Annotated in this window: 17 protein-coding genes and 1 tRNA gene; 7 read left to right on the top strand and 11 right to left on the bottom strand. The window is 71.7% G+C overall.

Features of this window, described 5'->3' with window-relative positions; all coding sequences use genetic code 11:
- Positions 1-60: 60 nt before the first annotated feature.
- A complete protein-coding gene (locus AC1MBW_RS11230) occupies positions 61-1,260 on the top strand; it encodes an aminotransferase class I/II-fold pyridoxal phosphate-dependent enzyme (RefSeq protein ID WP_480024520.1) in 1,200 nt (399 codons plus the stop codon).
- On the opposite strand, the gene AC1MBW_RS11225 is transcribed toward AC1MBW_RS11230, so the two are convergent.
- From AC1MBW_RS11225 to AC1MBW_RS11205, 5 genes are all read right to left on the bottom strand, one after another.
- On the bottom strand, positions 1,246-2,121 hold the full coding sequence (locus AC1MBW_RS11225) for a carbon-nitrogen hydrolase family protein (protein WP_054145338.1): 876 nt from the start codon (positions 2,119-2,121) through the stop codon (positions 1,246-1,248). The two genes, AC1MBW_RS11230 and AC1MBW_RS11225, sit on opposite strands and share 15 nt — an antisense overlap.
- Entirely contained in the window at positions 2,118-3,212 is a 1,095-nt protein-coding gene (locus tag AC1MBW_RS11220) for a glycerate kinase (protein WP_480024519.1), read from the bottom strand. The genes AC1MBW_RS11225 and AC1MBW_RS11220 overlap by 4 nt, the downstream gene beginning before the upstream one ends.
- A 103-nt stretch (positions 3,213-3,315) precedes the next feature.
- Positions 3,316-3,389 (bottom strand) — tRNA-Met (locus tag AC1MBW_RS11215).
- A 139-nt stretch (positions 3,390-3,528) separates the two neighbouring features.
- Positions 3,529-6,474 carry a UPF0182 family membrane protein gene (locus tag AC1MBW_RS11210; RefSeq protein WP_480024518.1) on the bottom strand — a complete coding sequence of 982 codons (2,946 nt, stop codon included), beginning with the start codon at positions 6,472-6,474 and terminating at the stop codon, positions 3,529-3,531.
- A 100-nt stretch (positions 6,475-6,574) separates the two neighbouring features.
- On the bottom strand, positions 6,575-7,687 hold the full coding sequence (locus tag AC1MBW_RS11205; RefSeq protein WP_054145311.1) for a YlbL family protein: 1,113 nt from the start codon (positions 7,685-7,687) through the stop codon (positions 6,575-6,577).
- Between the two features lie 122 nt (positions 7,688-7,809).
- Between AC1MBW_RS11205 and AC1MBW_RS11200 the strand changes: the two genes are divergently transcribed.
- Complete coding sequence (locus tag AC1MBW_RS11200) at positions 7,810-9,204, top strand: zinc-dependent metalloprotease (RefSeq protein ID WP_054145312.1); 1,395 nt, start codon at positions 7,810-7,812, stop codon at positions 9,202-9,204.
- 812 nt (positions 9,205-10,016) lie between these two features.
- Here AC1MBW_RS11200 and AC1MBW_RS11195 read toward each other — a convergent pair.
- Positions 10,017-11,729, bottom strand: coding sequence for an ATP-dependent helicase (locus AC1MBW_RS11195; protein ID WP_480024517.1), 1,713 nt, complete (start codon positions 11,727-11,729; stop codon positions 10,017-10,019).
- On the bottom strand, positions 11,726-12,658 hold the full coding sequence (gene nudC / locus AC1MBW_RS11190; protein ID WP_480024516.1) for an NAD(+) diphosphatase: 933 nt from the start codon (positions 12,656-12,658) through the stop codon (positions 11,726-11,728). The genes AC1MBW_RS11195 and nudC overlap by 4 nt, the downstream gene beginning before the upstream one ends.
- Positions 12,659-12,732: 74 nt before the next feature.
- On the opposite strand from nudC, the gene AC1MBW_RS11185 reads away from it, so the two are divergent.
- A complete protein-coding gene (locus AC1MBW_RS11185; protein ID WP_480024515.1) occupies positions 12,733-13,734 on the top strand; it encodes a phosphotransferase in 1,002 nt (333 codons plus the stop codon).
- Here the strand turns inward: AC1MBW_RS11185 and AC1MBW_RS11180 are convergent.
- Positions 13,725-17,075 (bottom strand): UvrD-helicase domain-containing protein, encoded by a 3,351-nt coding sequence (locus AC1MBW_RS11180; RefSeq protein WP_480024514.1) that lies wholly within the window; start codon positions 17,073-17,075, stop codon positions 13,725-13,727. The genes AC1MBW_RS11185 and AC1MBW_RS11180 overlap by 10 nt on opposite strands.
- On the bottom strand, positions 17,072-20,263 hold the full coding sequence (locus tag AC1MBW_RS11175) for a PD-(D/E)XK nuclease family protein (protein WP_480024513.1): 3,192 nt from the start codon (positions 20,261-20,263) through the stop codon (positions 17,072-17,074). The genes AC1MBW_RS11180 and AC1MBW_RS11175 overlap by 4 nt, the downstream gene beginning before the upstream one ends.
- Before the next feature lie 131 nt (positions 20,264-20,394).
- Between AC1MBW_RS11175 and AC1MBW_RS11170 the strand changes: the two genes are divergently transcribed.
- Positions 20,395-20,619, top strand: a complete 225-nt coding sequence (locus AC1MBW_RS11170; RefSeq protein ID WP_043595511.1) for a DUF3107 domain-containing protein — start codon at positions 20,395-20,397, stop codon at positions 20,617-20,619.
- Positions 20,620-20,621: 2 nt separating this feature from the next.
- The gene (locus tag AC1MBW_RS11165) at positions 20,622-20,918 is read left to right on the top strand and encodes a hypothetical protein (RefSeq protein WP_054145316.1); all 297 of its coding nucleotides are present in this window, start codon (positions 20,622-20,624) and stop codon (positions 20,916-20,918) included.
- 88 nt (positions 20,919-21,006) lie between these two features.
- Here the strand turns inward: AC1MBW_RS11165 and AC1MBW_RS11160 are convergent, their stop codons facing one another.
- Complete coding sequence (locus AC1MBW_RS11160) at positions 21,007-21,726, bottom strand: ferritin-like fold-containing protein (protein WP_082383193.1); 720 nt, start codon at positions 21,724-21,726, stop codon at positions 21,007-21,009.
- Between the two features lie 84 nt (positions 21,727-21,810).
- On the opposite strand from AC1MBW_RS11160, the gene AC1MBW_RS11155 reads away from it, so the two are divergent.
- Positions 21,811-23,262, top strand: a complete 1,452-nt coding sequence (locus AC1MBW_RS11155) for a DEAD/DEAH box helicase (protein ID WP_480024512.1) — start codon at positions 21,811-21,813, stop codon at positions 23,260-23,262.
- Between the two features lie 111 nt (positions 23,263-23,373).
- Here AC1MBW_RS11155 and AC1MBW_RS11150 read toward each other — a convergent pair whose 3' ends face one another.
- A complete protein-coding gene (locus AC1MBW_RS11150; RefSeq protein WP_480024511.1) occupies positions 23,374-24,228 on the bottom strand; it encodes a PHP domain-containing protein in 855 nt (284 codons plus the stop codon).
- Positions 24,229-24,311: 83 nt separating this feature from the next.
- On the opposite strand from AC1MBW_RS11150, the gene AC1MBW_RS11145 reads away from it, so the two are divergent.
- The gene (locus AC1MBW_RS11145; RefSeq protein WP_480024510.1) at positions 24,312-25,343 is read left to right on the top strand and encodes an endonuclease/exonuclease/phosphatase family protein; all 1,032 of its coding nucleotides are present in this window, start codon (positions 24,312-24,314) and stop codon (positions 25,341-25,343) included.
- Positions 25,344-25,371 lie beyond the last annotated feature (28 nt).

Here is a 25,371-nt window from a genome sequence, read left to right as displayed (position 1 = left end):
ATGCGGCGGCTGGACACGACCACCCCGGCACCCGTCCTGCGGAGATACGGTGACGGGATCATGACTCCTCCAGCACCCTGGCAGCGCGCGGCGAGCGGCGCGATGCTCCTCGACGGCGCGGGCCGACTCGCCCCGACGGTCTTCGCCGAGATGTCGGCCCTCGCCACGGCGACCGACAGCATCAACCTCGGGCAAGGCTTCCCGGACGAGGACGGCCCGGTCGAGGTCCTCGAGGCGGCGCACGAGGCCCTGCGCTCCGGCCTCAACCAGTACCCGCCGGGCCGGGGCATGCCCGTCCTGCTCGAGGCGGTCGCCGCCCACCAGCGGCGGTTCTACGGCCTCGACCTCGACCCGCGACGCGAGGTGCTCGTGACCGCGGGGGCGACCGAGGCACTGGCGGCGACGATCCTGGCGTTCGTCGACCGGGGTGACGAGGTGGTCACGCTCGAACCGTTCTACGACGCGTACGGAGCCGTCATCGGGCTCTCGGGCGGCGTCCACGTCACCGTTCCGCTCCGGGGTCCGGACTCGACGGTCGACCCGGACGAACTGCGCCGGGCCTTCGGACCGCGCACGCGGCTCGTCGTGCTGAACGATCCGCACAACCCCACGGGCAGCGTCCTCGACGACGCGACCAGGCGCCTCCTGCTCGAGCTCGCCGTCGAGCACGACGCACTCGTCGTCACCGACGAGGTCTACGAGCACCTGCTCTTCGACGGTGCGGTCCACGTGCCGTTCGCCACCCTGCCCGGCGCGGCGGCTCGGACGATCAGCATCTCGTCGGGGGGCAAGACCTTCAACACGACGGGGTGGAAGATCGGCTGGCTGACCGGTCCGGCGGAGCTCGTCGACCGCATCGTCGCCGTCAAGCAGTACCTGACCTTCGTGAACGGTTCGGTCTTCCAGCCCGCGATCGCCGTCGGGCTCGGACTCCCCGACGCCTACTTCGAGGGGATCGCACGCACGCTGGCCCACAAACGCGACGTCCTGTCCGACGGGCTGCGTCGTGCCGGGTTCGCCGTGCGCGCCAGCCACGGCTCGTACTTCGTGGTCGCCGACGCCGCCCCCCTGGGCTTCGACGACGCGGCCGACCTGTGCCGGCGGCTTCCCGAGCTGGCCGGTGTCGTCGGGCTGCCGATCAGCGCCTTCTGTCACCCGGTGCTCGCCGCCGAGCAGTCGTCCCTCGTCCGGTTCGCCTTCTGCAAGCGCATCGAGGTGCTCGAGCAGGCGTCGGCCCAGCTCGCGTCACTCTCGGTCTGAGCCCCTCGCCGAGGGCGGACCGCTGCCGTCACGGCGCGGGATGACGTCGTACCGACGGAGGGCCAGGGACGGGTTCGTCCGGCGCACGGCCGCGATCCGGTCGGCCGAGACCCTGCCCAGTGCCATGACGTCGACCTCGTCGCCGACCGACGCGAGTGCCACGCCCGTCGGATCGACGATCGTGCTGCAGCCGACACCGACGGGCGGAGCGTGGTCCGCCGCCGCGACGTACACGGTGTTCTCGAGCGCCCGGGCCGTCAGCAGGGTCGTCCAGTGGTGCTGCTTGAGCGGTCCGCGCACCCACTCGGCCGGCATCAGGACGACGTCGGCCCCGGCGTCGACGAGCGTCCGCGTGACCTCGGGGAACCTCAGGTCGTAGCAGGTCTGCAGGCCGAAGACGAGCCCGGCGACCTCGAAGGTCGCGGCGACGGCCAGCGGGCCGGGCACGATCCAGCGGGACTCCTGCCCACCGAACGCGTCGTAGAGGTGCTGCTTCGAGTACGTGGCGACGAGGCCCCGACCGGGTGCCACGGCCACGAGCAGGTTCTCGAACCGCGCCGGATCGGGCGACACCGCGACCAGGCCGGCGACGAGCACGACGCCGAGCCGATCCGCCAGTGCGGCCAGGTGGCGCACGAACGGCCCGTCCGTGGGTTCCGCGGCCTCGAGGTACGACGTCCCCAGCTCGGCCGAGAAGTACGACGAGTACTCGGGGAAGACGGCCACCTGCGCGCCCCGTCGGGCCGCCTCCTCGGCGAGGGCCGTGATGGTCCGCAGGTTGCGCGCCGTGTCGTCACCGGGGGCGGTCTGCACCACCGCGACGACGACGTCGGGCGCGCCGGCGGTGCCGCCGGTGCTCATCGCGCCCACCGCCCGGCCGCCAGCGCGGCCGCCTCGCCCAGCCAGAAGGAGGCGCGGGTCGTCGACTCGAGGACGTCGCCCGCCAGCTGCGTGGTCGACACGACGTCGGCGAATCCGTCGTCGGGGGCATCGACGGAACCGGCGACGAGCACGACCGGGACTCCGGCGGCGTCGGCCATCCGCCGCACGAGCGACACGGTCTTCCCGGCGGCGGTCTGACCGTCGAACCGCCCTTCTCCGGTGACGACCACGTCACCGTGGGCCAGGGCTTCCGAGAGTCCGACGACCTCGGCGACGGCGACGGCTCCGGGTTGCAGACGCGCACCCCAGGCGAGCAGACCGAAGCCCGTCCCGCCTGCGGCTCCCGCCCCGGGGGTCGTGGGATCGACGTCGACGAGGCTCGCGAAGCGCTCGAGACCCCGTTCGAGTGCGAGGACGTCGTCGGCCGAAGCACCCTTCTGCGGCCCGAACGCGGCAGCGGCACCGTGGGGGCCGAGCAGGGGACTGTCGACGTCGACCAGCAGCGTGACGCCGTCGGGCGGGAGGTCGATCAGGCCTGAGAGATCGACCCGGGCAGCCGTGGTGAGCCCGTGGTTGCCCGGACCGACGGGCTCCCCCAGAGAATCGACGATCCGGGCACCGAGTGCGGTGAGGGCGCCTGCTCCCCCGTCGGTCGATGCGCTGCCCCCGAGTCCGACGAGGAGGCGCGCAGCGCCGGCGTCGACGGCTGCGCGGATGACGTCACCCAGGCCGCGCGTGTCCGCGTCGTGCGGAGCGGCCTGGGCCAGGAGGCCGAGCCCGGAGGACGAGGCGAGTTCGACGACAGCCGTGCCGTCGGGCAGCGCCAGCCAGGGGGCGTCGACGCGACGGCCGTCGGGGCCCTCCACGACGACCTCGTGACGGATGCTTCCGGGTACGGCGCGCTCGAACGCATCGAGGGTGCCTTCTCCGCCGTCGGCGAGGGGCAGCGCCACGACGACGTCACCGGGCCGTGACCGGGACCACCCTGAGGCGAGGGCGGCCGCGGCCTCGGACGCATCCAGGCTGCCCTTGAACGAATCGGGGGCGAGGACCACCCGGAGTCTCGACATGCGTCAACCTTGGCATGATCAGCCACGACCGTACAGAACCGGCCGAGGGCTTGACGGCATGACGAAAGCCCCGGTCATTCGACCGGGGCTTTCTTCTTTCTTGTTGCGGGGGCAGGATTTGAACCTACGACCTCTGGGTTATGAGCCCAGCGAGCTACCGAACTGCTCCACCCCGCGGCACAAGAAGAAACACTAGCACGGCATTCGGACGCCGTCCAATCGAGCACCCCCGGCGGCGATCGTCACTTCGCCGCCCACACGACGAACCCCCTCCCGGCGTGCTGGGAGGGGGTTCGTCGACTTGCCTGTCGCGTGACTACTGACCGCTGGCTGCGACCGCGTCCTCGAGGGCCGTCTGGAGGCGCGTGTCGGCTTCCGCTGCTGCCACGAGGTCGTTCTCGGCGTAGGCCGCGGCACGGTCGGTCAGGGCCTGCTGTGCGTCGGCCAGGGCCTGGTCGAGCGCCGCGTTGTCGGTACCCGTCCCCGTGTCACCGGTGTCGGGCGTCGCCGCGCCCCCGTCGGTCGCCCCGTCGCCGGTGTCCGTGCCGGTTCCGTCGGCGCCGTCACCCGTGGTCGGCACGCCGTTGTCTCCGGCCGTCGCACCCGAGTTGCCTCCGAACAGCGAGTCGAGGGCGCCGTCGAGGGTGTCCTCGAAGGCGATCTTGTCGCCGAACGACACCAGGATGCGCTGCAGGACCGGATACGACGTCTCGGAGTTCGACTTCACGTAGATCGGCTGCACGTACAGCAGACCGCCACCGACCGGCAGGGTCAGCAGGTTGCCTCGGACGACGCTCGTGTCACCCCGGGTGAGGAGTGCGAGCTGGTTCGCCACCGCGGTGTCGGTGTTGAAGTTGTTCTGCACCTGTCCGGGGCCGGGCAAGGTGTCGGTGCGCGGCAGCGCCAGCAACGTGAGCTTGCCGTAGTCCGACGAGATCTCACCCGGCGTCGACCCCGCATCGGCGTTCGCCGCGAGGTAGCCCGTCAGGACGTTGCGCGCGTTCTCACCCGACTGCTGAGGGATGTACGTCGAATAGATCGAGAACGCCGGGTCTTGGTCGGGCAGCTGCAGCGTCAAGTAGTACGGAGGCTGCAACGGCGGGTTCTGCGCGTTGCTCGTCGGCTCGTTGGGTGTGACCCAGGCGTCGTCGCTCGAGTAGAACGAGTCGGCGTCCGTCACGTGGTAGGTGCCGAGGATCGCCCGCTGCACCTTGAACATGTCCTGCGGGTAGCGCACGTGCTGGAGCAACTCGGCAGACATGTCGCTCAGGGGCGACAGCGTCGACGGGAAGATCTTGTCGTACGTCTGCAGGATCGGGTCGCTGGTGTCCCACGCGTAGAGCTTGACCGAGCCGTCGTAGGCGTCGACCGTGGCCTTCACCGAGTTGCGGATGTAGTTGATGTTGTTCGACGCGTACACCGGGCGGTCGTTGTACGTGTCGGCGATCGCATCGGACAACGCCTGCGGCTTCGAGTACGGGTACTCGTTCGTCGTCGTGTATCCGTCGACGATCCAGACGACCTTGCCGTCGACGACGGACGGGTAAGGCGCGCTGTCGATGGTGAGGTAAGGAGCAACCTTCTGGACGCGCTCGGTGGGGTCGCGGTCGTAGAGGATCTGCGACTGGTCGTTCACGGCGTCGGACAGGAAGATCTGCTCGGACTGGAACTTGATGGCGTAGATGAGTTTCTTGAAGACGTTGTCGAGCTTGGGCCCGCCGTTGCCCTCGAAGGTCGTCGTCTCGTTCGTGCCGTTGTCGTTGCTGCCCGACGGATAGTCGAGCTCGATGTCGTTGCCGCCGTCGCCACCCACGATCGAGTAGGTCGGCGACTCCTGGCCGAAGTAGATCCGCGGCTCGTAGTCACCGGCGTCGCCGAGAGCGCCGGTCACGGGGATGCCGGACTCGAGGAAGACGGGCTGGCCGTCCGCCGACCGCTGGTTGCCGTACGCCGCCACCACGCCGTAGCCGTGGGTGTAGACGAAGGTCGTGTTGTAGGGGGTGGCCGAGTTGCCGAGCTGCGAGGTGTTCAACTCGCGCACGGCGATGACCGTGTCTTGCACGTTGCCGTCGATCGTGTACCGGTCGACCGCGAGCTGCTCGGGGAAGCTGTAGTACTGGCGGTACTGCTGCAGCTGGGCGAAGGCGTCGGTCACGAGCGCGGGGTCGATGATGCGGATGTTGGCGGTGGTGACGGCGTCGCCTGCCAGGGCACCGGCCTCGGCGTCGGACTTCGCGTCGTAGGTCTGCTCCTCGACGTCGGCCACACCGTACGCCTCACGCGTCGCCTGGATGTTGCGCTCGATGTACGGCGATTCGACCGTCCGCTCGCTGGGCTCGACCGTGAACCGCTGGACGATCCAGGGATAGATGCCACCGACGATGATGCTGATGATGATGAGCGCGGCCGTGCCGATGACCGGCAGGCGCCAGCGGCCGACGATCGCGGTCACGATGAAGAGGATCGCGACGACGACGGCGATCCCGGCGAGGATCTGCTTGCCGGGGATGCCCGCGTTGACGTCGGTGTACGTGGCACCCGTGAGCAGCTTGTTGGTGCCGTCGGACAGGGTCGCGTACTGGTCGAGCCAGAGGCTGACGCCCTGCAGCAGGAGGTAGACGGCGGCGGTGACGGCCAGCTGGATGCGAGCGACCTTCGAGATGCGCACCTCGCGCCCGGTGAAGCGCAGGGCGCCGTAGAGGTAGCTGGTCGCGACGGCGGCGATGCCGGCGATGAGGACGACGGCCGAGGCGAAGCCGACCGCGGCCTGGTACAGCGGCAGCTCGAAGACGTAGAACCCGATGTCGAGCCCGAACTGCGCGTCGGTCTGGCCGAAGGGGGTGCGGTTGATCCACTCGAGGACGGTCTGCCACTGCGTCGACGTGGCGATGCCGGCGAAGAGGCCGAGCACGGCGGGGACGCCGATGACGACGGCACGACGCAGGGGCTCGATGACCTGCTGGTACCGATCGAGCTGCGAGTTCAACTTGGCGTACACGGGACGGAACCGGAAGGCCACCTCGATGCTGACGTAGACCGGCACCGCCATGGCCACGAAGCCCACCGCGAACATCACGAGGCGGGAGATCCATTGCGTCGTCAGGACCCCCGTGAACCCGAGCTGCTGGTACCAGAGGTAGTCGGTCAGCAGCGACGAGAAGATGAAGAAGGCGATGACCAGGGCGGCGAGGACGGCCACCGTGACCAGGACGGGCAGTCGGGGCGAGCGTCGTGCGGTTCGCGACGATGCGGGTGACGTCAAGGGTGTGCTCCTGGCTGACGGGGACGTGGACGGCCATCCTACGTGTCCAGCCTGGTCGACCCAGCGTTCCCTTCCCAGCTTTGCGTGGGCTGCACGAACGCTATCGACCGGCCGTGCAGGTCGGCAGCGACGACGTGTCGCCCCCGCCCGCGACCGTCTCGAGCGCCGTGACCGCGTCGTCCAACGTGGCGACGGAGTAGACGTCCAACCCGGAGGGCACGTTCCCGACGACCTCGGAGCAGTTCGTGGACGGCGCGAGGAAGACGGTCGCCCCGGCGTCGCGAGCACCGTAGAGCTTCTGCCGGATGCCTCCGATGGCGCCCACCTCGCCCGAGGCCGTGATGGTGCCCGTGCCCGCGACCTTCTCGCCGCCGGTGAGCTCGCCCGGTGTCGTCTTGTCGATGATCCCGAGCGCGAACATCATGCCGGCGCTCGGCCCTCCGACCTGGTCGAGCTTCAGCGTCACGTCGAAGGGGTACGTGTAGTCCACGCTGACCCCGACCCCGAGCAGCGGCGTGCCGTCGACCTCCTGCGGGGTGACCTGCTCGGTCACGCTCGTCCCTGCCCGGTCGACGACGACCTCGGCCGGCGTCGACGCACCGTTCGCCGCGACGAGGCCGCGGAGGACGTCCACGTCCGCGTCGGTGGCGAGACTCGTGCCGTTGACGCTGACCAGGACGTCGCCCTCGCGCAGGACGCCCTCGGCCGGGCTGCCCTGGGAGACCTGGCTGACGGTCACGGCACTGGGGATGGCGTACCCCTCGTGGATCAGCGCCGCGGCGATCGCGGACTTCTGCGAGTTCTGCATGTCCACGGCGTTCTGCTCGTCGACCTGGTCGTTCGTCACCCCCGACGGGTACACGGCCTCGACCGGGATGACCGAACGACTGCGGTCCGCCCAGGCACGGACGACGTCGACCCATCCCGGCCGGACGTTCTGGTTGCCCTGCACGCTGACGGTCAGGAGGTCCAGTGTGCCCGCGGTGGGGTAGGTCTCGTGGCCCGACACGGTGATGAGCGGCTGTGACGAGCCCTCGTACTCGGCGCTGCCCAGGGTGTCGAAGACCGGGCCGGGCTGTTCGATCAGGTACGGCCCCGGCAGCAGGCTCAGGACGACCGCCGAGACGACGGCCACACCCAGGAGGGGCCATCCGACCCGGCTCGCACGGCCAGCGGTCGACGGGGAGGTGCGCGGGGGCGTGAAGAAGGCCACGGAGGGTCCTTTCGGGATCGGCCGGGGAGGCGCGGGTCGCGTTCGCCACGAGCGGAGCGCCGGCCCCGGGGCGGTGGCCGAATCCCAGGATCTTCGTGCGGCCAGCAGCTAGCGTAGTCAGCATGACCGATGATTCGCCGCGCGGGCCTGAGGACGAGTTCCGTGACATGCTGCGGCAGTTCCTGTCCGGCGGTTCCGACATCGATCCGTCACAGCTCGCCGGGGCCGCGGGGCTGCCCGACGACCCGGCCTTCGTGGCACGACTCATGAGCCAGTTGCAGAACGCCGTCAACAGCAGCGGTGACGGCATCGACTGGTCGATCGCCACCGAGCAGGCGACCGCCGTGGGCACCCAGACCGCCGTCGCACCGACCGCGGCCGAGACCGCCGCCCACGAGCAGGCCTTCCACGTCGCCGCGCTGTGGCTCGACGACGTCACGTTCGTGGCCGAGCTCACCGCCACGCCACGCCTGGTGACCCGGGCCGAGTGGGCCCGCCTGACCATGCCCGTGTGGAGCCAGCTCGCCGAGCCCGTGGCCACGTCGATCGCCGACTCCCTCACCGGTGTCCTCAGCGAGCAGGCTCCCGAAGAGATGCGTTCGATGCTCGCCGGGGCCAGCCAGGTCATGCGCAGCGTCGGCGGCACGCTCTTCGCCATGCAGCTCGGTCAGGTCGTGGGCCAGCTCTCGACCGAGGTCGTGTCCGGCGGCGACGTCGGCATCCCCCTGCTCGACGAGCAGCAGGCCGCGCTGCTCCCCCAGAACGTCGCCGCCTTCGGCGAGGGCCTCGACATCGAAGCCGATCAGGTGCAGCTGTACCTGGCGGTCCGCGAGCTCGCCCACGCCCGCCTGTTCCGCCACGCACGATGGCTGCGGCTGCACCTCATCTCGTCCATCCGCGAGTTCGCCCAGGGCATCCGCATCGACACGTCCCGGCTCGAGGAGCTCGCGGTCGACTTCGATCCCTCGAACCCCGGCGAACTCCAAGAGGCGATGAAGAGCGGTGCCCTCATCCCTCCGAAGACCGACGAGCAGCTCGCCGCACTCGCCCGCCTCGAGACGACCCTGGCCCTCATCGAGGGCTGGGTCGACGTGGTGACCGCCCAGGCCACGGCGCGCCTCCCGAAGTCCGCGGCGATCGCCGAGACGGTGCGTCGTCGGCGCGCTGCCGGCGGGCCGGCGGAGTCGGCCTTCTCCACCCTCGTCGGCCTCGAACTGCGGCCGCGACGTCTTCGTGAGGCGGCCGTCCTCTGGCAGACCGTGTCCGACGCCGTCGGGGCCGAACGTCGTGACGACCTCTGGTCGCACCCGGACATCGTGCCCACCAGTGCCGACGTCGACGACCCCCAAGCCCTCGTGGCTCGACTGACGTCGAACGAACCCGCCTTCGACGACGTCGACCAGGCGATCCAGGACCTGCTCGACGACACGACCGACGACCGTCCCCGAGAGGGCGACGACGGGTCGGCGATCGAGCCCGACGGGTCGGGGCCCGACCCGGACGCACCCCGGTCCTGACACCACGCGAGACCTCGGTCCCCGGTCACCTGTGGACAACCCCTGATCTGCCCCGGCTGCACGACATGATCGGACGATGCCCCTCGTCCTCGATCCCCGCACCCCCGTCGTCTGGCGCGATCCGTCGACCCTCCAGGTCGGCGTCGACCGCCCGACGCTCGTCCTGAGTCCGGTCAGCAGACTCGACGAACGGGTGGTCGCCGCCGTCGCCGCGGGCCACGGCGCAGGGGGCCTGCCCACCCTCGTCGCCCACCTCGGCGTCGACCGCGCCGCGGTCGAGGCCTCCGTCGAGCGCTTGCGACCCGCGCTGGGCGGCGACACCGAGCCGATCGTCCCGCCGGTCGTCGTCGTCGGCGGGCCGGGCCCCGTGGCCGATGCCGTCGCGCGCCTCCTGGGCTCCTGCGGGGCCGACGTCCGCCGGGCCCACGCCGATCTGCCTCCGCCGAGGAACGCCACGGGTGTCCTGGTCGGCGGGCACGTCGTCGACCCCGGGGTGGTCCGAGAGTGGGTGAGGTCCGACCTGACGCACCTCGTGGTGCGGCTCGGAGATCGTCACGCGCGGATCGGCCCCGTGACGGTGCCCGGCACGACGGCCTGTGCCCGGTGTCTCGACCTCCACGCCGGTGAGGCCGACCGCGCCTGGCCCGCGATCGCCGGTCAGCTGAGCGTGCGTCCCCTCGCCGCGCCTCCGCTGCTGTCCGTCCACGAGGTCGCCACGACAGCCGCCCGCCGTGTGTGGTCGCGTCTGAGCGGTGCGGACGGCACACCGGAGGACTCCGAGGTCGAGTCGATCTCGATCGCCGACGGTCTCGTCAGTCGCGCGAACGTGCCGCTCCACCCGGAGTGCGGGTGCGCAGCTCTTCCACGAACCGGCTCACGCGCCGTTCGCCGCCGCGCCCCTGCCCCGACCGGCTCCACGACAGCCGCAGCCGCTCACGCGCCCTCGTGACGCCGACGTACAAGAGGCGGCGTTCTTCGTCGATCGCCGCGTCGTCCTTCGCGTAGCTGATCGGGACGAGGCCCTCGCTGAGACCGATCAGGTACACGCTGCGCCATTCGAGTCCCTTGGCCGAGTGCAACGTCGCCAGGGTGACCGCGGCCATCGTCGGCTCGTGCTGTCCGGCCTGGCGGGCGAAGAGCTCGTCGACGAACTGGCGGAGGGTCGTCCCGGGTGCCGACGCCTCGGCCAGGCCCATGATCGTGTTCAAGGACTCCCAGCGGTCGCGGATCGCGCCTCTCTGGTCGGGAGCCTCCTGCGTCCAGCCGAGCGACCGCAGGACGTCACTGACGGTCTTGAAGAGGGGCTCGCCCACGATGCTGACCGCCGCGCCCTTCATCATCATCAGGGCCTCTTTCACCTCGCGCAGCTCGAAGAACCGTGTCGCACCGTGGATGCGGGTCGACACGCCGACATCGGCGAGCGCGCGCTCGATCGCCGCGGCCTGGACGTTGACCCGGTACAGCACGGCGATCTCTTCCGGGGCGACGCCCGAGCGGATCTCGTCGGCGATCGTCTCGGCGATGCCCCGGGCCTCGGCCGAATCGCTGGCGTACTCGGTCACGGGTGGCACGGGACCCGTCGTCTCGACGGCCGGGTGGAGGTGCAACGCCCCCGGCCGACCCCGCATGAGCTGGTTGGCCGTGTCGACGATCTGCCGCGACGATCGGTAGTTCTGCTCGAGACGGACGACCGTGGCGTCGTCGTAGCGCGCGCCGAACCCGAGCAGGTAGTCCGACGACGCACCGGCGAACGAGTAGATGGTCTGGCTGGCGTCGCCGACGACGCAGAGGTCGTTCCGACCGCCGAGCCAGAGGTCGAGCAGGTCTTGTTGGAGGGGCGAGACGTCCTGGTACTCGTCGACGACGAAGAAGCGGTACTGCTCGTGCACCTGCTGGGCCACGCGCGGCTCGAGTTCGAGCATGCCGACCGTCGCGAGCAGGACGTCCTCGAAGTCGAGCTGGCGCCGTTCGTCCTTGACGGCCTCGTAGGCACGGTGCAGGTCGACGGCCTTCTCGACGCTGATCGACGGCGGCAGCGACCTGCCCGGTAGGGCCTTCGCATAGTCCTCGAGGGTGAGCCGCGAGACCTTCCGCCACTCGATCTCGGCCGCGAGATCCCGCAAGGCCGCCGTGTCGATCTTGAGACGCAGCGACTCGGCGGCGTGGGCGAGCGCCTTGGCCTTGCTGTCGAGCAGGCGCGGCATCTGACCGCCCATCGTCTGCGGCCAGAAATAGGACAGCTGGGACAGGGCCGAGGCGTGGAAGGTGCGCGCCGAGACTCCCCCGGCACCCAGGTGACGCAACCGACCGCGCAGTTCGGCGGCCGCACGGGAGGTGAAGGTGAGCGCCATGACGCGGTTCGGGGCGTAGACACCCGTGGCGACCCCGTACGCGATGCGGTGGGTGATGGCGCGGGTCTTGCCCGTCCCGGCGCCCGCGAGCAGGCACACGGGGCCGAGCAGCTTCGACGCCGCCCGGCGCTGCTGCTCGTCGAGCCCCGCGATCAGGTCGGCGGCCTCGGTCACTGGTCGATCTCGCCGCCGAACCAGTCCTCGATGATCGCGCGGGCGATGGACGTGCGCCCGGGCAGGACGATCTCACCGAGGCCCGCGACGAGTTCGTCGCGGCTGAACCAGCGCAGATCGAGGATCTCGGCGCCGTCGGGGGTGAGCGTGCCGGGATCGTCGGTGTCGACCTCGGCCCGGAAACCGAGCATGAGGCTCGCCGGGAACGGCCAGGGCTGCGAACCCATGTAGCGGGGTGAGACGACGTTGATGCCGGACTCCTCGAAGATCTCGCGCTGCACGGCGTGCTCGAGCGATTCGCCGGGCTCGACGAAACCCGCCAGCAAGGAGTAGCGGTTCTGCTCCCACAGGGCGTTCGAACCGAGCAGGAGACGGTCGTCGGCATCGGTCACGCCGACGATGATCGCGGGGTCGGTGCGGGGGAAGATCTCGTGGCCGTCGTCCGGGTCTCGACGCACCCAGCCCGCCTTGTCGGTGACCAGCCGCCGACCGGTCCGCGGCGAGAACCGGTGGGAGTCGTGCCAGTTCGCCACGGCGACGGCCTCGACGGCCAGGCCGGCGTCGCGCGCGCTCAACGCCGTGCCCGACACTCGAGGACTGCCCCAGGCCGAGTCGTCGGCCGCGATCGACTTCGCGCGCTCGTCGTCCAGGAGTGCCGCCAGGACCGGCGTGCCCACGGGTTCGGCGGCCGCGGGGTCTTTCGAGACGCCGAGGTACACGTAGTCGTCGGCCGGCGGGACCGACGAGGCCGGCAGCAGGGCCAGTGAATCCGCCGACGCCATGAGGGTGCGTCCCCGCCAGACCGGCAGCACCCGGGTGGCCGCCGAGGCGAGCAGTTCGTCGACGACTCCGGCGCGCTCGCGGGTGAGGTAGTCACGGTCGACCTGGTGGCGGGACAACGGGAGCCGGGACGTGAGTGGCGAGGACATCGGACGACCAATCATCGCGAGTTGACAGCGTGGCGCACGGCAGGGCATCGCGTGCGGCGGCCTACCCTGAGGGCATGGCCAGATCTCATCTCACTCTAGCCGCGCTGGCCACGGCCGCCGTCGCGGACCTGGACGTCACGCGTGCGTCACGCCACGGCAGCGAGACGGGTGGCGACTTCGATTCCGCACTCGTCCACGGCCGGGCCGGAGAGCACTGCATCGTCCGTGTCCCCCGGTCGCAACGAGCCGAGGCCGAGCAGTCGGCCGATCTCGTCGCCCTGCGCGCCCTGAGCGCCGGCGTGCGCGGGCGGCTCTCGTTCGACGTGCCCGCGTACCGCGGCCAGGCGCCGCTCGGTCGAACGCGCGGCATCGTCTACGACGTCGTCCCCGGCGAGCACCTGTCGATCTCGCGACTGACCGCGACCAGCGACCTGCCCACGGCGCTGGGCCGTGCCGTGGCGGCGATCCACTCGCTGCCGACCAGCTTCGTCACCGACGCCGGCCTGACCAGCCACACCCCGTTCGAGGCGATGCGCTCATCGGCGGCGCTGGTCGATCGCGCGGCCTCGACGCGCCTGCTGCCCGCCGCGCTGCTCGAGCGATGGGAGGCCGCCATCCAGGACTCGGTGCTGTGGCAATTCCAGCCGACCGTCGTCAACGGCTCCCTCGACGCCGGTTCGGTGCTGGTGCTCGGCGACACCGTCAGCGGCGTGCTCGGCTGGCACGACCTGCAGGTCGGGGACCCCGCCCGCGACCTGGCCTGGTTGCTCGGCGCCCCGAGCCCGACGGCGGTCGACGCGGCGTTCGACGCCTACAACACCGCCCGTGGCACGAGCGACCACCAGCTACGGCACCGGGCGACCCTGTACCGCGAACTCGACCTGGCGAAGTGGCTGCTGCACGGCACCGGCACCAAGAACACGTCGGTCGTGGACGACGCCGTCGAGATGATGACGAAGCTCGTGGACTCGTTGCCCGGTGATCGACGGGCCGGCATCGGCTCGGGCTCGACCGCCGCCCTCGACGCCGACGGCGTCGAGGACCTGCTCGAGGCGACCGAGCGCCGTCACGTCTGAGACGACGCCTCGACCCGCTGCCAGAGCTCGACCAGTTCACCCCGGTCGGCCACGTGCTGGGGCCGCAGCACCACGTCGTCGGCCACGAAATAGAAGACCGCGTCGATCCTGTCGGCCGGGATGCCCGTGAACTGGGCGTAGGCCTCGCGGTAGAGCGCCAGTTGGAGCTGCTTGAGCTCGAGGTCGGCGTCGCCGGTGGGCGCCTTGCCCGTCTTCCAGTCGACGACCTCGAACCGGCCGTCGCGTTCGAACACGGCGTCGATCTTGCAGATGACGGTGCGGCTGCCGAGGGGGAGGTGGATCTCGAGCTCGACGTCGGTCGGCTCGAGGGATGCCCAAGCCGAGCGCTCGAAGGTCGTGACCAGTTGCTCGAACCTCCTCGCGTCGTCGGGGTCGACCGGCCCGGACCCGGGTGAGCCGATCCGCTCGTCGTCGAGATCGCTCTCGTCGCCCCAGGCGTTCAGGGTCTCGGCACGCCCCGTCGGCCGGAAGCGCTCTTCCACCCACTCGTGGAACAGCGTGCCGAGGCGGGTGGCCCGGTAGGGCCGTTCGGGCAAGGGACGACGGAGAGCGGCGGCGACCGCGGCCGGGTCGTCGACGTAGTCCTTGAACCGTGAGGCGGGGATGCGCTGTGGCAGGGGAACCGTCCCCGCGCCCGCTCGCGCAGCGTCGCGCTCGAGCAGCAGCAGGTCGATGTCGGACGACCATCTCGACAGCGGCCCTCGCCGCTCCGTGTCGGCGGGTTCGTCTCGTGAGCGCCGGTCCACGGCCGCGGCGACCCGTGCCGCGGCGTCCTCGACGACCGCGCGGCGCTGGCCCAAGGGGTCGAGCGGCCAGCTGAGCTCGCGGGATGCGGCGGCCAGGGGATTCTCGTCGTCGTCGGGTCGCTCGGGCAGGTCGTCGGTCGGCACGAGTCCTCTCTCGGCCAGCTCGACGACGAACCGGCTCGCCGGACGAGGGCGCACGGCGCTCGTCCAGAAGGAACCGCTCACGAGCAGGGCGTCACGGGCACGGGTGAGCGCGACGTAGGCCAGTCGTCTCTCTTCGGCCTGATGCCGGACGACGAGCTCGTCCTTGAACGCCTTCAGCGACTGGTCGAACTCTTTCTGGTCGGCGACGCCCTGCCAGCCGAGCACGGGCAGCTCGGCCGCGTCGCCGCGGAACTCGTACGGAAGTTCGCCGAAACCGAGCCACCCCACGCCCTCGCGGGACGTGCCGGGCAACTCGCCCTCGACCAGCCGGGGCACCGCCACGACGTCCCACTCGAGCCCCTTCGACCCGTGGATGGTCAGCAATTGGACGGTACCCCGCTCGGCCTGCTCGGACCGCGGCCCCATGTCGTCACGACGCTCGGCTGCCGCCAGCCATGACAGGAAGCCCCCGAGCCCGGCGTTCTCATCGGTCGCGACGTACCCGGCCAGCTCGTCTTCGAAGGCCTGCAACCAGGCACCGCCCGAAGGCGCCCCGGTGGCCGCCGCCACCTCGACGTCGAGCAGCATCTCGTGTTCGACCAGCGTCACCAGGTCGACGAGGTCGAGCCCGGTGCGGCCCCGGAGGAACGCGAGGTGTGACCCCAACCGCCTCAGGCGCACGAGTCCCTCGTCGCTGAACTCAGCGAGCTGACCATGGGTCACGGGTGCCGTGGCCACGAAGTCCAGGGCGTCGACGATGGACCCGTGCTCGCCGGCGGCGACCGACGCCCGGAACCCGGCGGCGACGTCGTCGTCGAGGCGCTGTTGGGCGTGGTCGTGCGCGAAGAGCCACGAGGCGACGTCGCGCAACCGCGCGATGTCTCGCACACCGATCCGCCATCGGGCTCCGGCCATCAGACGGATCGCCTCGGAACCGGCCGACGGGTCGTGCAGCACCCGGAGGCAGGACACGAGGTCGACGACCTCGGGGCGTTGCAGGAGACCGCCGACGCCGAGCACGTGGTACTGCACCCCGCGCGCAGCCAGCGCCTCGACGAAGACGGGCATGGTCTTCTTCGACCGGAAGAGCAAGGCCGCCGTCCGGCGGGCGGGCTCGCCGTCGACCACCGTGGGGACGGCCAACTCTCGCTGCAGCCACGCCGCGACCTGGTCGGCCTCACCCGGCAGCGTCTGGTCGAAGAGCAGCTCGACACGACCCTCGGGAGCACCCGGCCGGGGGCGCAGCTCGCCGACGACCGCACCGGCGGACCGTGCCAGCTCGGCCACGACGGTGTTGGCGGCGTCGAGGACGCGCGAGGCGTTGCGCCAGCTCGTCGAGAGGGTGAACACGGCGTCGGGTCGGGCCCCGAAGTCGACCGGGAACCGTCCGAGGTTCGCGGCGCTGGCCCCCCGGAACCCGTAGATGGACTGGTGGGGGTCGCCGACCGCCATGACCCCGGTGCCCTCGAAGAGGCGGGACAGCAAGGTGGTCTGCACGACGCTGGTGTCCTGGTATTCGTCGAGGAGCACGACGCGGTAGCGGTCTCGCAGCTCGGCCACGACGCTCGGCGCCGTGTCGCAGACCTCGAGGGCCAGGGCCACCTGGTCGGAGTACTCGACGAGGCCGCGACGGGCCTTCTCGTCGGCGAAGGCCGCGGCGAGGTCGAGCAGCGGCGGGAGGGCCGACACCGCGCCGACGGCGTCGACAACCGACTTGTAGGCGCTGCCCTTGGTCGACGGCAGACTCGCGAGGTCGAGGAACCGGTCGGCCAGGCGTGCCACGGGCTCGGGCCCGGTGACGTTCTCGCTGAGGGCGTGGCTCAAGCGGAGGACGGCCTCGGTGATGCCGTCGACGCTACGGCCGAGCCCGGCGAGGCGCTCGTCGTGGCTGCCCACGACGAGTGAGCGCGCCAGCTGCCAGGCCGACGCGTCGCCGAGCACCTGCGACTCGCTCTCGCGACCCACCCGCAGCGCGTTGTCACGGAAGATCGCGTTGGCGAACGCGTTGTAGGTCGAGACGGTGGGCACGTCGAAAGGGTCGACCTCGTCGCCGAGCAGCCCGACGGCGGCGAGCTGGGCGATGCGCCGCTCGATGCGCTCTCCGAGCTCGCCGGCGGCCTTCCGGGTGAAGGTCAAGCCGAGCACCTGCGAGACGCCGACGAGGCGGTTGGCGAGCAGCCACACCACGCGGTTGGCCATGGTCTCGGTCTTGCCGCTGCCGGCGCCCGCCACCACGAGGGCAGGCTCGAGCGGGGCCTCGATGACGGCCTGCTGCTCGGGGGTCGGGGTGGGCAATCCCAGTGCCTCGGCGATCTCGGCCGCCCCGAGCAGGGACGAGGAGGCGCGGGTCGTGTCGCCGACGCTGCTCCCGTCACCCGCACCTGCACCCGCGGCGCCGGCCGCGTCGGTGGCCCGACCGACGGCCGTCACGAGCCGCTCACCTCGCCCACCACGTGGATGCGGCACGATCCACCGTGTCGGCCCTCGCAGTGGTCGTCGAGGCGGGCGACGAAGACCCGTCCCGCCATGTGCTCGGCCGCGTCGACGACCCGGGCCCGGAAGGCCGCGAGTCGGTCGTCGTCGAACGCCCCCTGGGTCGGCTCTCGGTAGAGCTTGCCCCGGACGCCCGACGACACGATGACGAGCTTCGCCCCACCGGGGGGTGTGCCCTCGGGCACGGCCTCGACCGCACCGTCGGCGAGGGCGACCTGGTAACTGCCCAGCTGCGGGTGCTCGGCCACGGCCTGGGGCGACGTCGGGGCCGACCGCCCCGTCTTGAGGTCGACGATGACGGCGGCGCCCTCGCGGGTGCGCTCGACCCGGTCGATCGACCCGCGCAGACGAGCCGGACCGATGTCGAGGGTGAAGGTCGACTCGGCTCCGAGCAGGCTGCCACCCGACGCCTCGAAGTCCCGCAAGTAGGAGGAGAGGCTCTCGGTCATGTCGTGCGCCCGGCGTTTCTCGGACTCGGCGATCCAGGCCGACTCGAACTCGAGCTCGGGCCAGCGTGCCTCGACCGCCCGCCAGAGCGAGTCGACGTCCGTGCCCTCGGCGTGTTCCATGACGTCGTGCAGCACCGTGCCGAGACCCATCGCCGCGTTGGGAGGGGAGCCGCCGAACCGGTCGACGAACCAGTGCAGGGGGCATTCTTCGAACGACCCGAGTTGCGACGGCGACACGGGGACGTGGGCCTCGGGGGCGTCGAGGTCGATGAGCGGCTCGACGGTGGTCGGCTCGAGCAGCCCGAACCAGTCGTCCGGGGACGCCCCGGCCACGCCCTCGTGGGCGAGTCGGGCCAACGCCCCGACCGCGTCGTCGGCCCGGGGGCCGTGAGGCGACGAGACGAGCACGTGCCGGAGGTGCCCCACGAGCCCTCGCAGGGACAGCGGGTGCCCGGCGGGGGCTTCCGGGCAGCCGTCGGGCAGCAGCCGGAAGAACGGCGAGGGGCCCTCGTCGTCGTTCGAGGTGCAGGAGAGCACGACCTGCCGGGTGGCGCGTGACACCGTGAGGGCGAACATGCGCAGCTCGTCGGACAGCACCGCGGCCCGGGCATCGGAGGGGGCGGCGGGCTCGTCGTCACGGTCGTCGGGTGGGCCGCCGCGGAGCAGACCGCGCTCGGCCAGGGCGACGAGTTCGTCGGGCGCGAGCAGCCCGCCACGGATGCGGAGGTTCGGCCACACGCCGTCCTGCAGGCGCGCGGCGACGACCACGTCGACCTCGACCCCCACGGCGTTCGACGGTGAACAGACCAGCACCGTCTCGGCCGTCGCCTGTGGCGAGAGCGTGTCTTCGGGCACCTCGGCCCCGAGCAACGAGTCGAGGAAGGCCCCGGCCGGGGCCTCGGGGGTGCGTTCGACGAAGCGCTTGGCGGCGGTGAAGAGCGCGACGACGCCGTCGAGGTGACGGTCGGCCTCGGCGGCGACGATGCCGTGGCCGTCGCTCTGCGCCGACCACTCGGCCGCGAGTCCACTGCGCTCCCACAGACCCCAGAGCACCTCTTCGATGCTCGCCCCGGTCGCGGCGGCACGACGGGCCGCGTCGAGACTGGACGAGAAACGCCCCGCACGGGCTGCGAACCTCGAGTCGATCGTGACGAACCGACCGGCCCCCTCGAGGGCCTCCACGAGCAGGTCGTCGGCCGAGCGGACGCCGCCCGCCCCGAGCTCGTCGGCACGCAGGGCGAGCCTCAGGCGTCGCAGCGAGAGCGGGTCGAAGCCGGCGAGAGGCCCCAGCAGCAACTCGGTCGCGAGCTCGACGCTGAGCTCGTCGCGTCCGACGGCCACGGAAGCGGCGAGCAACAGGTGACGTGCCGCGTGCTCGTCGCGCACGGCGCGTCCGGCGACGGAGGTGCGGGTCGGCACCTCGGCGAGCTGCAGCCCCCGCGCGACGCCGGCCACCTGCCCGCCGCTGCGGACGACGACCATCATTCGTGACCACGGCACCCCGCGGACCAGGTGGTGCTCGCGCAGGAGTCGGGCCACCGACGCCACTTCGTGGGTCGGGCTGTCGGCCCGGACGGTGACGATCGGAGGCACCGGGGAGTCGGACCCGTCACCGACCTCGGAGGGCGCGGCCACCGGCGCAGCCACGGCGGCGTGCTGACGGCCGGCGCCGGCCGTCCCGATGCGAGAGGTGACGCGCTGGACGAGGTCCCGCAGCGGCGGCTGGTGGCGGTGGGCCGTCGAGAGGTAGAGCGTCTCGACGTCGGACAGGCCGAGGCGGGGGCCGAGCCGGCCGAGGACGTCGGGCGTGCCGCCCCGGAACGCGCTGGTCGACAGGTCGGGGTCGCCGAACGCGACCACGGCGACGCCCCGCCGGGTCAGGGCTCGCAGCAACGCCACGGTCGACTCGGTCGCTTCTTGCGCGTCGTCGACCAGGACGACCCGCAGACCGTCGACGACCGGGGAGGTCTCGCCGCGGTCGAGGGCGGCGACGGCGTAGTCGACGAGGTCGGCCGAGTCGAGGTGCCGCCCCCGGGCCGCGTCGAGAACGCCCAGGTACTCGTCGCGGAAGTCGGCCACCGCCGCCCACTCGGGCCGGTCGGCCCGCTCGGCGGCGCGTCGGAGCCCCTCGGACCCGATGCGGTGCTCGGTCGACCGCATGAGGACCTCGCGCAGCTCCGTGCGGAAACCGCGGAGCCGACGCACGGTCGGGCCGAGCCCGTCGGGCCAGGAGGGCCCCGTGCCGTCGATCTCGTGCCCGTCGAGGAGGGCACGGACGATGCTGTCCTGATCGCCGCCGGTCAGGAGGGTCGGTGTGGGGAGGCCGACGAGTCGCGCCGCGTGGCCGACGACGTCGAACGCGAGCGACGAGACGGTGCGGGCCAAGGGCCCCGGGGTGGGGACGGTGAGCCTCGACGCGATCACGTCACGCAGCGTCGTGGCCGTCGAACGCGTCGGCGCGAGCGCCATGACGGCCGCCGGGCCCCACGCGCGCACCTCGACCCGATCCACCACGAACTCGACGAGCGTGCGGGTCTTGCCCGAGCCCGGGGCACCCAGGACGGCCGCCGACCGCCCGTCGGGGAGGTCGAGCACGGCTCGCTGCGAGTCGTCGAGGGCCGTCGGCACCACGGCTCGCGTCGGGCCCGGGAGGGGCGGGGAGACGGTCGAGGCCATGTCCCGACGCTACCGGCTCGCACCGACATCGAGGTCGGTCCGGTGGATGGGCGACGACCCGAGGGGGAACCGCCTGTGCGCCGACAGTGAACGTGCAGAACCGGGGCGGCGAGGTCGGTTATCGTGACCACGTGGACATTCGCATCGGCATCACCAACAGCCCCCGTGAGATCAGCTTCGAGACGGCGCAGACCGCCGACGAGGTCGAGAAGGTCGTCGGCGACGCCCTCGACGGCGGCAAGTCGTACGTCACCCTCGCCGACTCCAAGGGCAAGACCTACCTGGTCCCCACCGCGTCTCTCGCCTACGTCGAGGTCGGCAGCGAAGAGAGCCGCAAGGTCGGGTTCGTCAGCTAGCCGTGGAACTCCTCTTCGTCGTCCTGGGCGGCGCCATCCTCGGCTTCGTGTTCCACTACGCGCTGCCTGACACCGACACCCGCGGCGTCCTGCTCGCGCCGGCCTCCGGTGCCGTCGTGGCCGCGATCGTGTGGGAGGCCCTCACCTGGGCAGGGTGGCCCGCGGACGGCGGCTGGATCTGGGTGGCAGGGCTCGTCCTGCCGGGCGTCGTCGCGATCGTGGTCTGTCGCGTCGCCGCTGGCCGTCGCCGCGCCCGCGACAGTCAGCACTTCGCCCGCCTGGTGCGCTCCTCTTCCTGACACCGCGCCTCCCGTCGACCACCTCTGACGAGCGGTCTGCCGGCGGACCGGCGTCGGGTCTGCCCGGGAGCCGACCCCAGGGAACGGGTCAGGCGGTGAGCCCGAGGGCGTCCATGCGGCGGGTGTGGGCGGCGATGAGTTCGGTGAAGACCGGCTCGAGACGCTCGTCGTCCGCCGACACGTGCGACGCCGAGACGGCAGCGCGCGCGACCAACAGGGTGTCGCCCACCAGCCTGCGTCCCCAGAGAGCCAGCCGCGACGCGAGTCGCGGGTCGGCCTCGATGGCCGCCGAGAGTTCTCGCACGACGAGCGGTGCGTCGTCATGGGCCTCGAGCACCGCCACGATGCGCTTGTGGTGGTCCGCGGGCAGTCCGGCCGCCAACCGGACGAACACGTCGTTGAGCAGGCCGGCCGCGACGTAGTCCGCGAGGATCGCCTCGTACCAGTCCGTGCCTTCGGTCCGGGCCCGGAATTCGTCGATCGCGGCGATGTGGGGCTCCATCGACTCGGTGGCGTCGTGCCCCGACCGTTCGATCTCGGCCACCAGGCCACGGTGTCGTGCCAACGTCGTCTCGGCGATGCGACCGGTGGTCTCTTTCGCGCGGACGTCGGGGGCGAACGCGGACGAGCGCCCCAGAGTCTCGAAGAGCGCGAGCTCGAGATAGGCCGCGTGCCCGAGGAAGACCAGCAGGTCGGGGGTGAACTGGTCGAGCTCGACCCGCGCCACGGGGGTCGGCTTCGCTGCGGGCCGCGGCCACTGCAGGGACGGGACGCCGCGTTTCGCACCTCGACCGGGCCAGGACACCACGCCCACATCTTACGGGGTCCGAGAGGCCGCCCGTCGCGACGGGCTAAACTCCTCGCATCCCCCTATATGAGACAGGGCAACACTTTGACATTCACTGACCTCGCGATCGACCCCGACATGGTCGACGCTCTGGCGTCGAAGGGGATCCTCGAACCTTTCCCCATCCAGACCCAGACCATCCCCCTCGCCCTCGCCGGCCAGGACATCATCGGCCAGGCCAAGACGGGCACCGGCAAGACCTTCGGCTTCGGCCTCCCGATCATCCAGCGCATCGGCCTCGACCCGGGCCCCGGCGTCAAGGTGCTCGTCGTCGTCCCCACGCGTGAACTGTGCGTCCAGGTGGCCGACGACCTCGAGGTCGCCACCGCGAACCGTGCCACCAAGATCGTCAGCATCTACGGCGGCAAGGCCTACGAAGGCCAGGTCGAGCAGCTCAAGGCCGGCGCGCAGATCGTCGTGGGCACCCCCGGGCGCCTCCTCGACCTGGCCGGCCAGCGCCTCCTGAACCTCAAAGAGGTGCAAGAGGTCGTGCTCGACGAAGCCGACAAGATGCTCGACCTGGGGTTCCTCAGCGACATCGAGAAGATCTTCCAGCAGGTGCCGGCCACCCGTCACACCATGTTGTTCTCGGCGACGATGCCCGGCCCCATCGTGGCGCTGGCCCGCCGTTTCATGTCGAAGCCGATCCACATCCGCGCGACCGACCCCGACGAGGGCCTGACGCAGGCGAACATCAAGCACGTCGTCTACCGCGCCCACTCGCTCGACAAGGACGAGGTGATCGCGCGCATCCTCCAGGCCGAGGGTCGTGGCAAGACCGTCGTCTTCACCCGCACCAAGCGCGCGGCCGCCAAGCTCGTCGAAGAGCTGAACGATCGCGGCTTCAACGCGGCCGCCGTCCACGGCGACCTCAACCAGGAGCAGCGCGAGCGGGCCATGGCCGCCTTCAAGGCGGGCAAGAAGGACATCCTGATCGCGACCGACGTCGCGGCCCGCGGCATCGACGTGAACGACGTCACGCACGTCATCAACCACACCGTGCCCGACGACCACGACACGTACCTGCACCGCGCCGGCCGCACCGGCCGTGCGGGCAAGACCGGCATCGCCGTGACGTTCGTCGACTGGGACGACCTGCACAAGTGGGCCCTGATCAACCGGGCCCTCGACATGGGTCAGCCCGAACCGGTCGAGACCTACTCGTCGAGCCCGCACCTCTTCACCGACCTCGACATCCCCGCCGGCACCAAGGGGCGCCTGCGGGCGACTTCCCTGTCGGCGGTCAAGGCGGGTTCGGCCGGCACGCGCGAGCGCACCGGCGGCCCGCAGGGCGACCGAGACAGGGGTCGTGGTCGCGGTCGCGGCGACGCTCCCGTCCGCACCTCGGGTGAGCCCTCGGCCACGGGTCGCGGTGCCGGCCAGGCACCCGACGCGGCGACTCCGGCCGGCGAGGGCACGGGTGAGGCCCCGCGCAAGCGCAGCCGCAACCGTCGCCGCCGCCCCGCGGGCGACTCCTCGTCGCAGCCCCAGGGCTGACGCTCGTCCTACACCCAGACCCCCTCGACCGTCCGCGGCGAGGGGGTCTCGTGCGTCCGGCCCCTCGTTGTCCGGCCCGCCGCCGTCCAGGACGTGGAGGCGCGGGTCGGCTCAGCCCCGGACGGGCACCCACCCGGTCGCCGCGTCGACGATCCGGTCGAGCTGATCGGGAGCCGTGGTGTTCTCGCCCAGCCGGTTGGGCTTGCCGTCGCCGTGGTAGTCGCTCGACCCGGTCACGATGAGATCGTGCCGCCGGGCGAGCTCGAGCAGTCGCGCCTTGCCCGCCGTGGTGTTCTCGCGGTGGTCGATCTCGACGCCGAGCAGGCCGGCGTCGACCAGGGCCTCGAAGCCCTCGCTCGAGACGTTGGGCTCGCGCCCCCGGGTCGCGGGGTGGGCGATGACGGGGACTCCCCCGGCGTCGCGGATCAGCCGGACGCCGATCAGGGGACTGGGCGCCTCGTGTGGTTCGTAGTACCCGGACCGCCAGTGCAGGATGCCCGCGAAGGCGGCGCTGCGGTCGGGTGCGTAGCCCTTCGCGACGAGGGCGTCGGCGATGTGCGGCCGGCCCAGCGTCGCCCCCGAGCTGGCCTGGGCGAGGACGTCGCCCCAGGTGAGGTCGTAGTCGGCGGCGATGCGCTCGACGATGCGCTCGGCACGGTGCAGACGACTGTCGCGGAGGCGTGCCGTCTCGGCGACCAGACCCGGGTGCGCGGGGTCGAAGAGGTAGCCGAGCATGTGCACGCTGTTCAAGCCGAGTCGGGTGCTGAGCTCCATGCCGGGGACGAGGGTGAGCCCCGTCCCGGCGACGGCGGCCGAGGCCTCGGCCCACCCGGCGGTGCTGTCGTGGTCGGTCAGGGCGACGGTGTCGAGCCCCGCCCGCACGGCCGACGCGATCAAGGCGGCGGGCGCCTCGGTGCCGTCCGACACGCTCGAGTGAGTGTGCAGGTCGACCAGGCGCTTGGGCATCCCCCCATCGTAGGCGGCGCGCTTCCGAGCCGTCCGTGCGGCGCCCGACCTGCGGTGGGGGGTTCCCCTAGGCTCCAGGGGCCATGATCCGTCGTCTCGTCGCTCTCGTCTTCGTCCTCGCCGTCGCCGCCGTGCTGGTGGCCGCCCTCTGGCCTCAGGCCGTCGGGCTGCAGCGCGTCTTCCCGGTCGCTCAGGTGGTGTCGTTCCGCCTCGTCGCCGCGGCCGTGGCGATCGTCCTGACGGTGCTGCTGCTCGTGCTCGGCCTGATCGCCCGACCGATCCGGTCGTTGACGGCGAGTGCGGCCGTGCTGCTCCTCGTCTTCGGCGTCCTCTCGGCCGGCGTCGTGACGGCTCGAGGCCTCGGCCGCACCGACTTCGTCGAGAAGACGCCCACCGACGTCACCGTCCTGTCGTGGAACACGCTCGGCGCGGCGACCGGGGCCGACGCCGTGGTCGCCCTCGCGACCGAGGTCGGCGCCGACGTGATCGCCCTCCCCGAGACCCGACAGGAGGTCGGCGTCGCCGTCGCCGAGGCCATGGCCGCCGCCGGCAAGCCCATGTGGGTGCACACGGTGGCCTACGACCAGATCGCGAGCGGCCGCTCGACGACCCTGCTGATCAGCGCCGCGCTCGGCGACTACCAGGTCGCGGTCGGCGACGACGGCACGACCGACGCACGCACGACGCCCGTGCTCCCGACGGTCGTGGCGACGCCCGTGTCGGGCGAAGGGCCCACCATCGTCGCCGCCCACCCCGTGTCGCCGACGCCCGATCACATGGGGCAGTGGCGCGCCGGCCTCGGGTACCTCGCCGACGTCTGCCGGTCGGGCGACGTCATCATGGCGGGCGACTTCAACGCCACGCTCGACCACATGGCCGGGCTCGGCTCCGACGGTGGGGCCCTCGGCGCCTGCCGTGACGCCGCCGAAGCGACCGCCAACGCCGGGGTCGGCACCTGGCCGACCGACGTCCCTCCCCTCCTCGGCGCCCCGATCGACCACGTCATGGCGACCGAGCAGTGGCTGCCGACCGGCTACCGGGTCGTGACCGGGCTCGACGACGCCGGCAGCGACCACCGTCCGGTCGTCGCCCAGCTCAGTCGCACGGGGGCCTGACCGCGCCGACTGGGCGTCGGGCCCGTTT

Source organism: Frigoribacterium sp. AP1 (assembly GCF_056680555.1).
Note: the sequence above shows the minus strand (reverse complement) of the source record. Positions and strands in the feature narration are given on the sequence as shown.

Bases quoted from the DNA above. Each gene is read 5' to 3' on its own strand.
- AC1MBW_RS11230 (WP_480024520.1), top strand. From the start codon at position 61: ATGACTCCTCCAGCACCCTGGCAGCGCGCGGCGAGCGGCGCGATGCTC.
- AC1MBW_RS11225 (WP_054145338.1), bottom strand. From the start codon at position 2,121: ATGAGCACCGGCGGCACCGCCGGCGCGCCCGACGTCGTCGTCGCGGTG.
- AC1MBW_RS11220 (WP_480024519.1), bottom strand. From the start codon at position 3,212: ATGTCGAGACTCCGGGTGGTCCTCGCCCCCGATTCGTTCAAGGGCAGC.
- AC1MBW_RS11200 (WP_054145312.1), top strand. From the start codon at position 7,810: ATGACCGATGATTCGCCGCGCGGGCCTGAGGACGAGTTCCGTGACATG.
- nudC (WP_480024516.1), bottom strand. From the start codon at position 12,658: ATGTCCTCGCCACTCACGTCCCGGCTCCCGTTGTCCCGCCACCAGGTC.
- AC1MBW_RS11185 (WP_480024515.1), top strand. From the start codon at position 12,733: ATGGCCAGATCTCATCTCACTCTAGCCGCGCTGGCCACGGCCGCCGTC.
- AC1MBW_RS11175 (WP_480024513.1), bottom strand. From the start codon at position 20,263: ATGGCCTCGACCGTCTCCCCGCCCCTCCCGGGCCCGACGCGAGCCGTG.
- AC1MBW_RS11150 (WP_480024511.1), bottom strand. From the start codon at position 24,228: ATGCCCAAGCGCCTGGTCGACCTGCACACTCACTCGAGCGTGTCGGAC.
- AC1MBW_RS11145 (WP_480024510.1), top strand. From the start codon at position 24,312: ATGATCCGTCGTCTCGTCGCTCTCGTCTTCGTCCTCGCCGTCGCCGCC.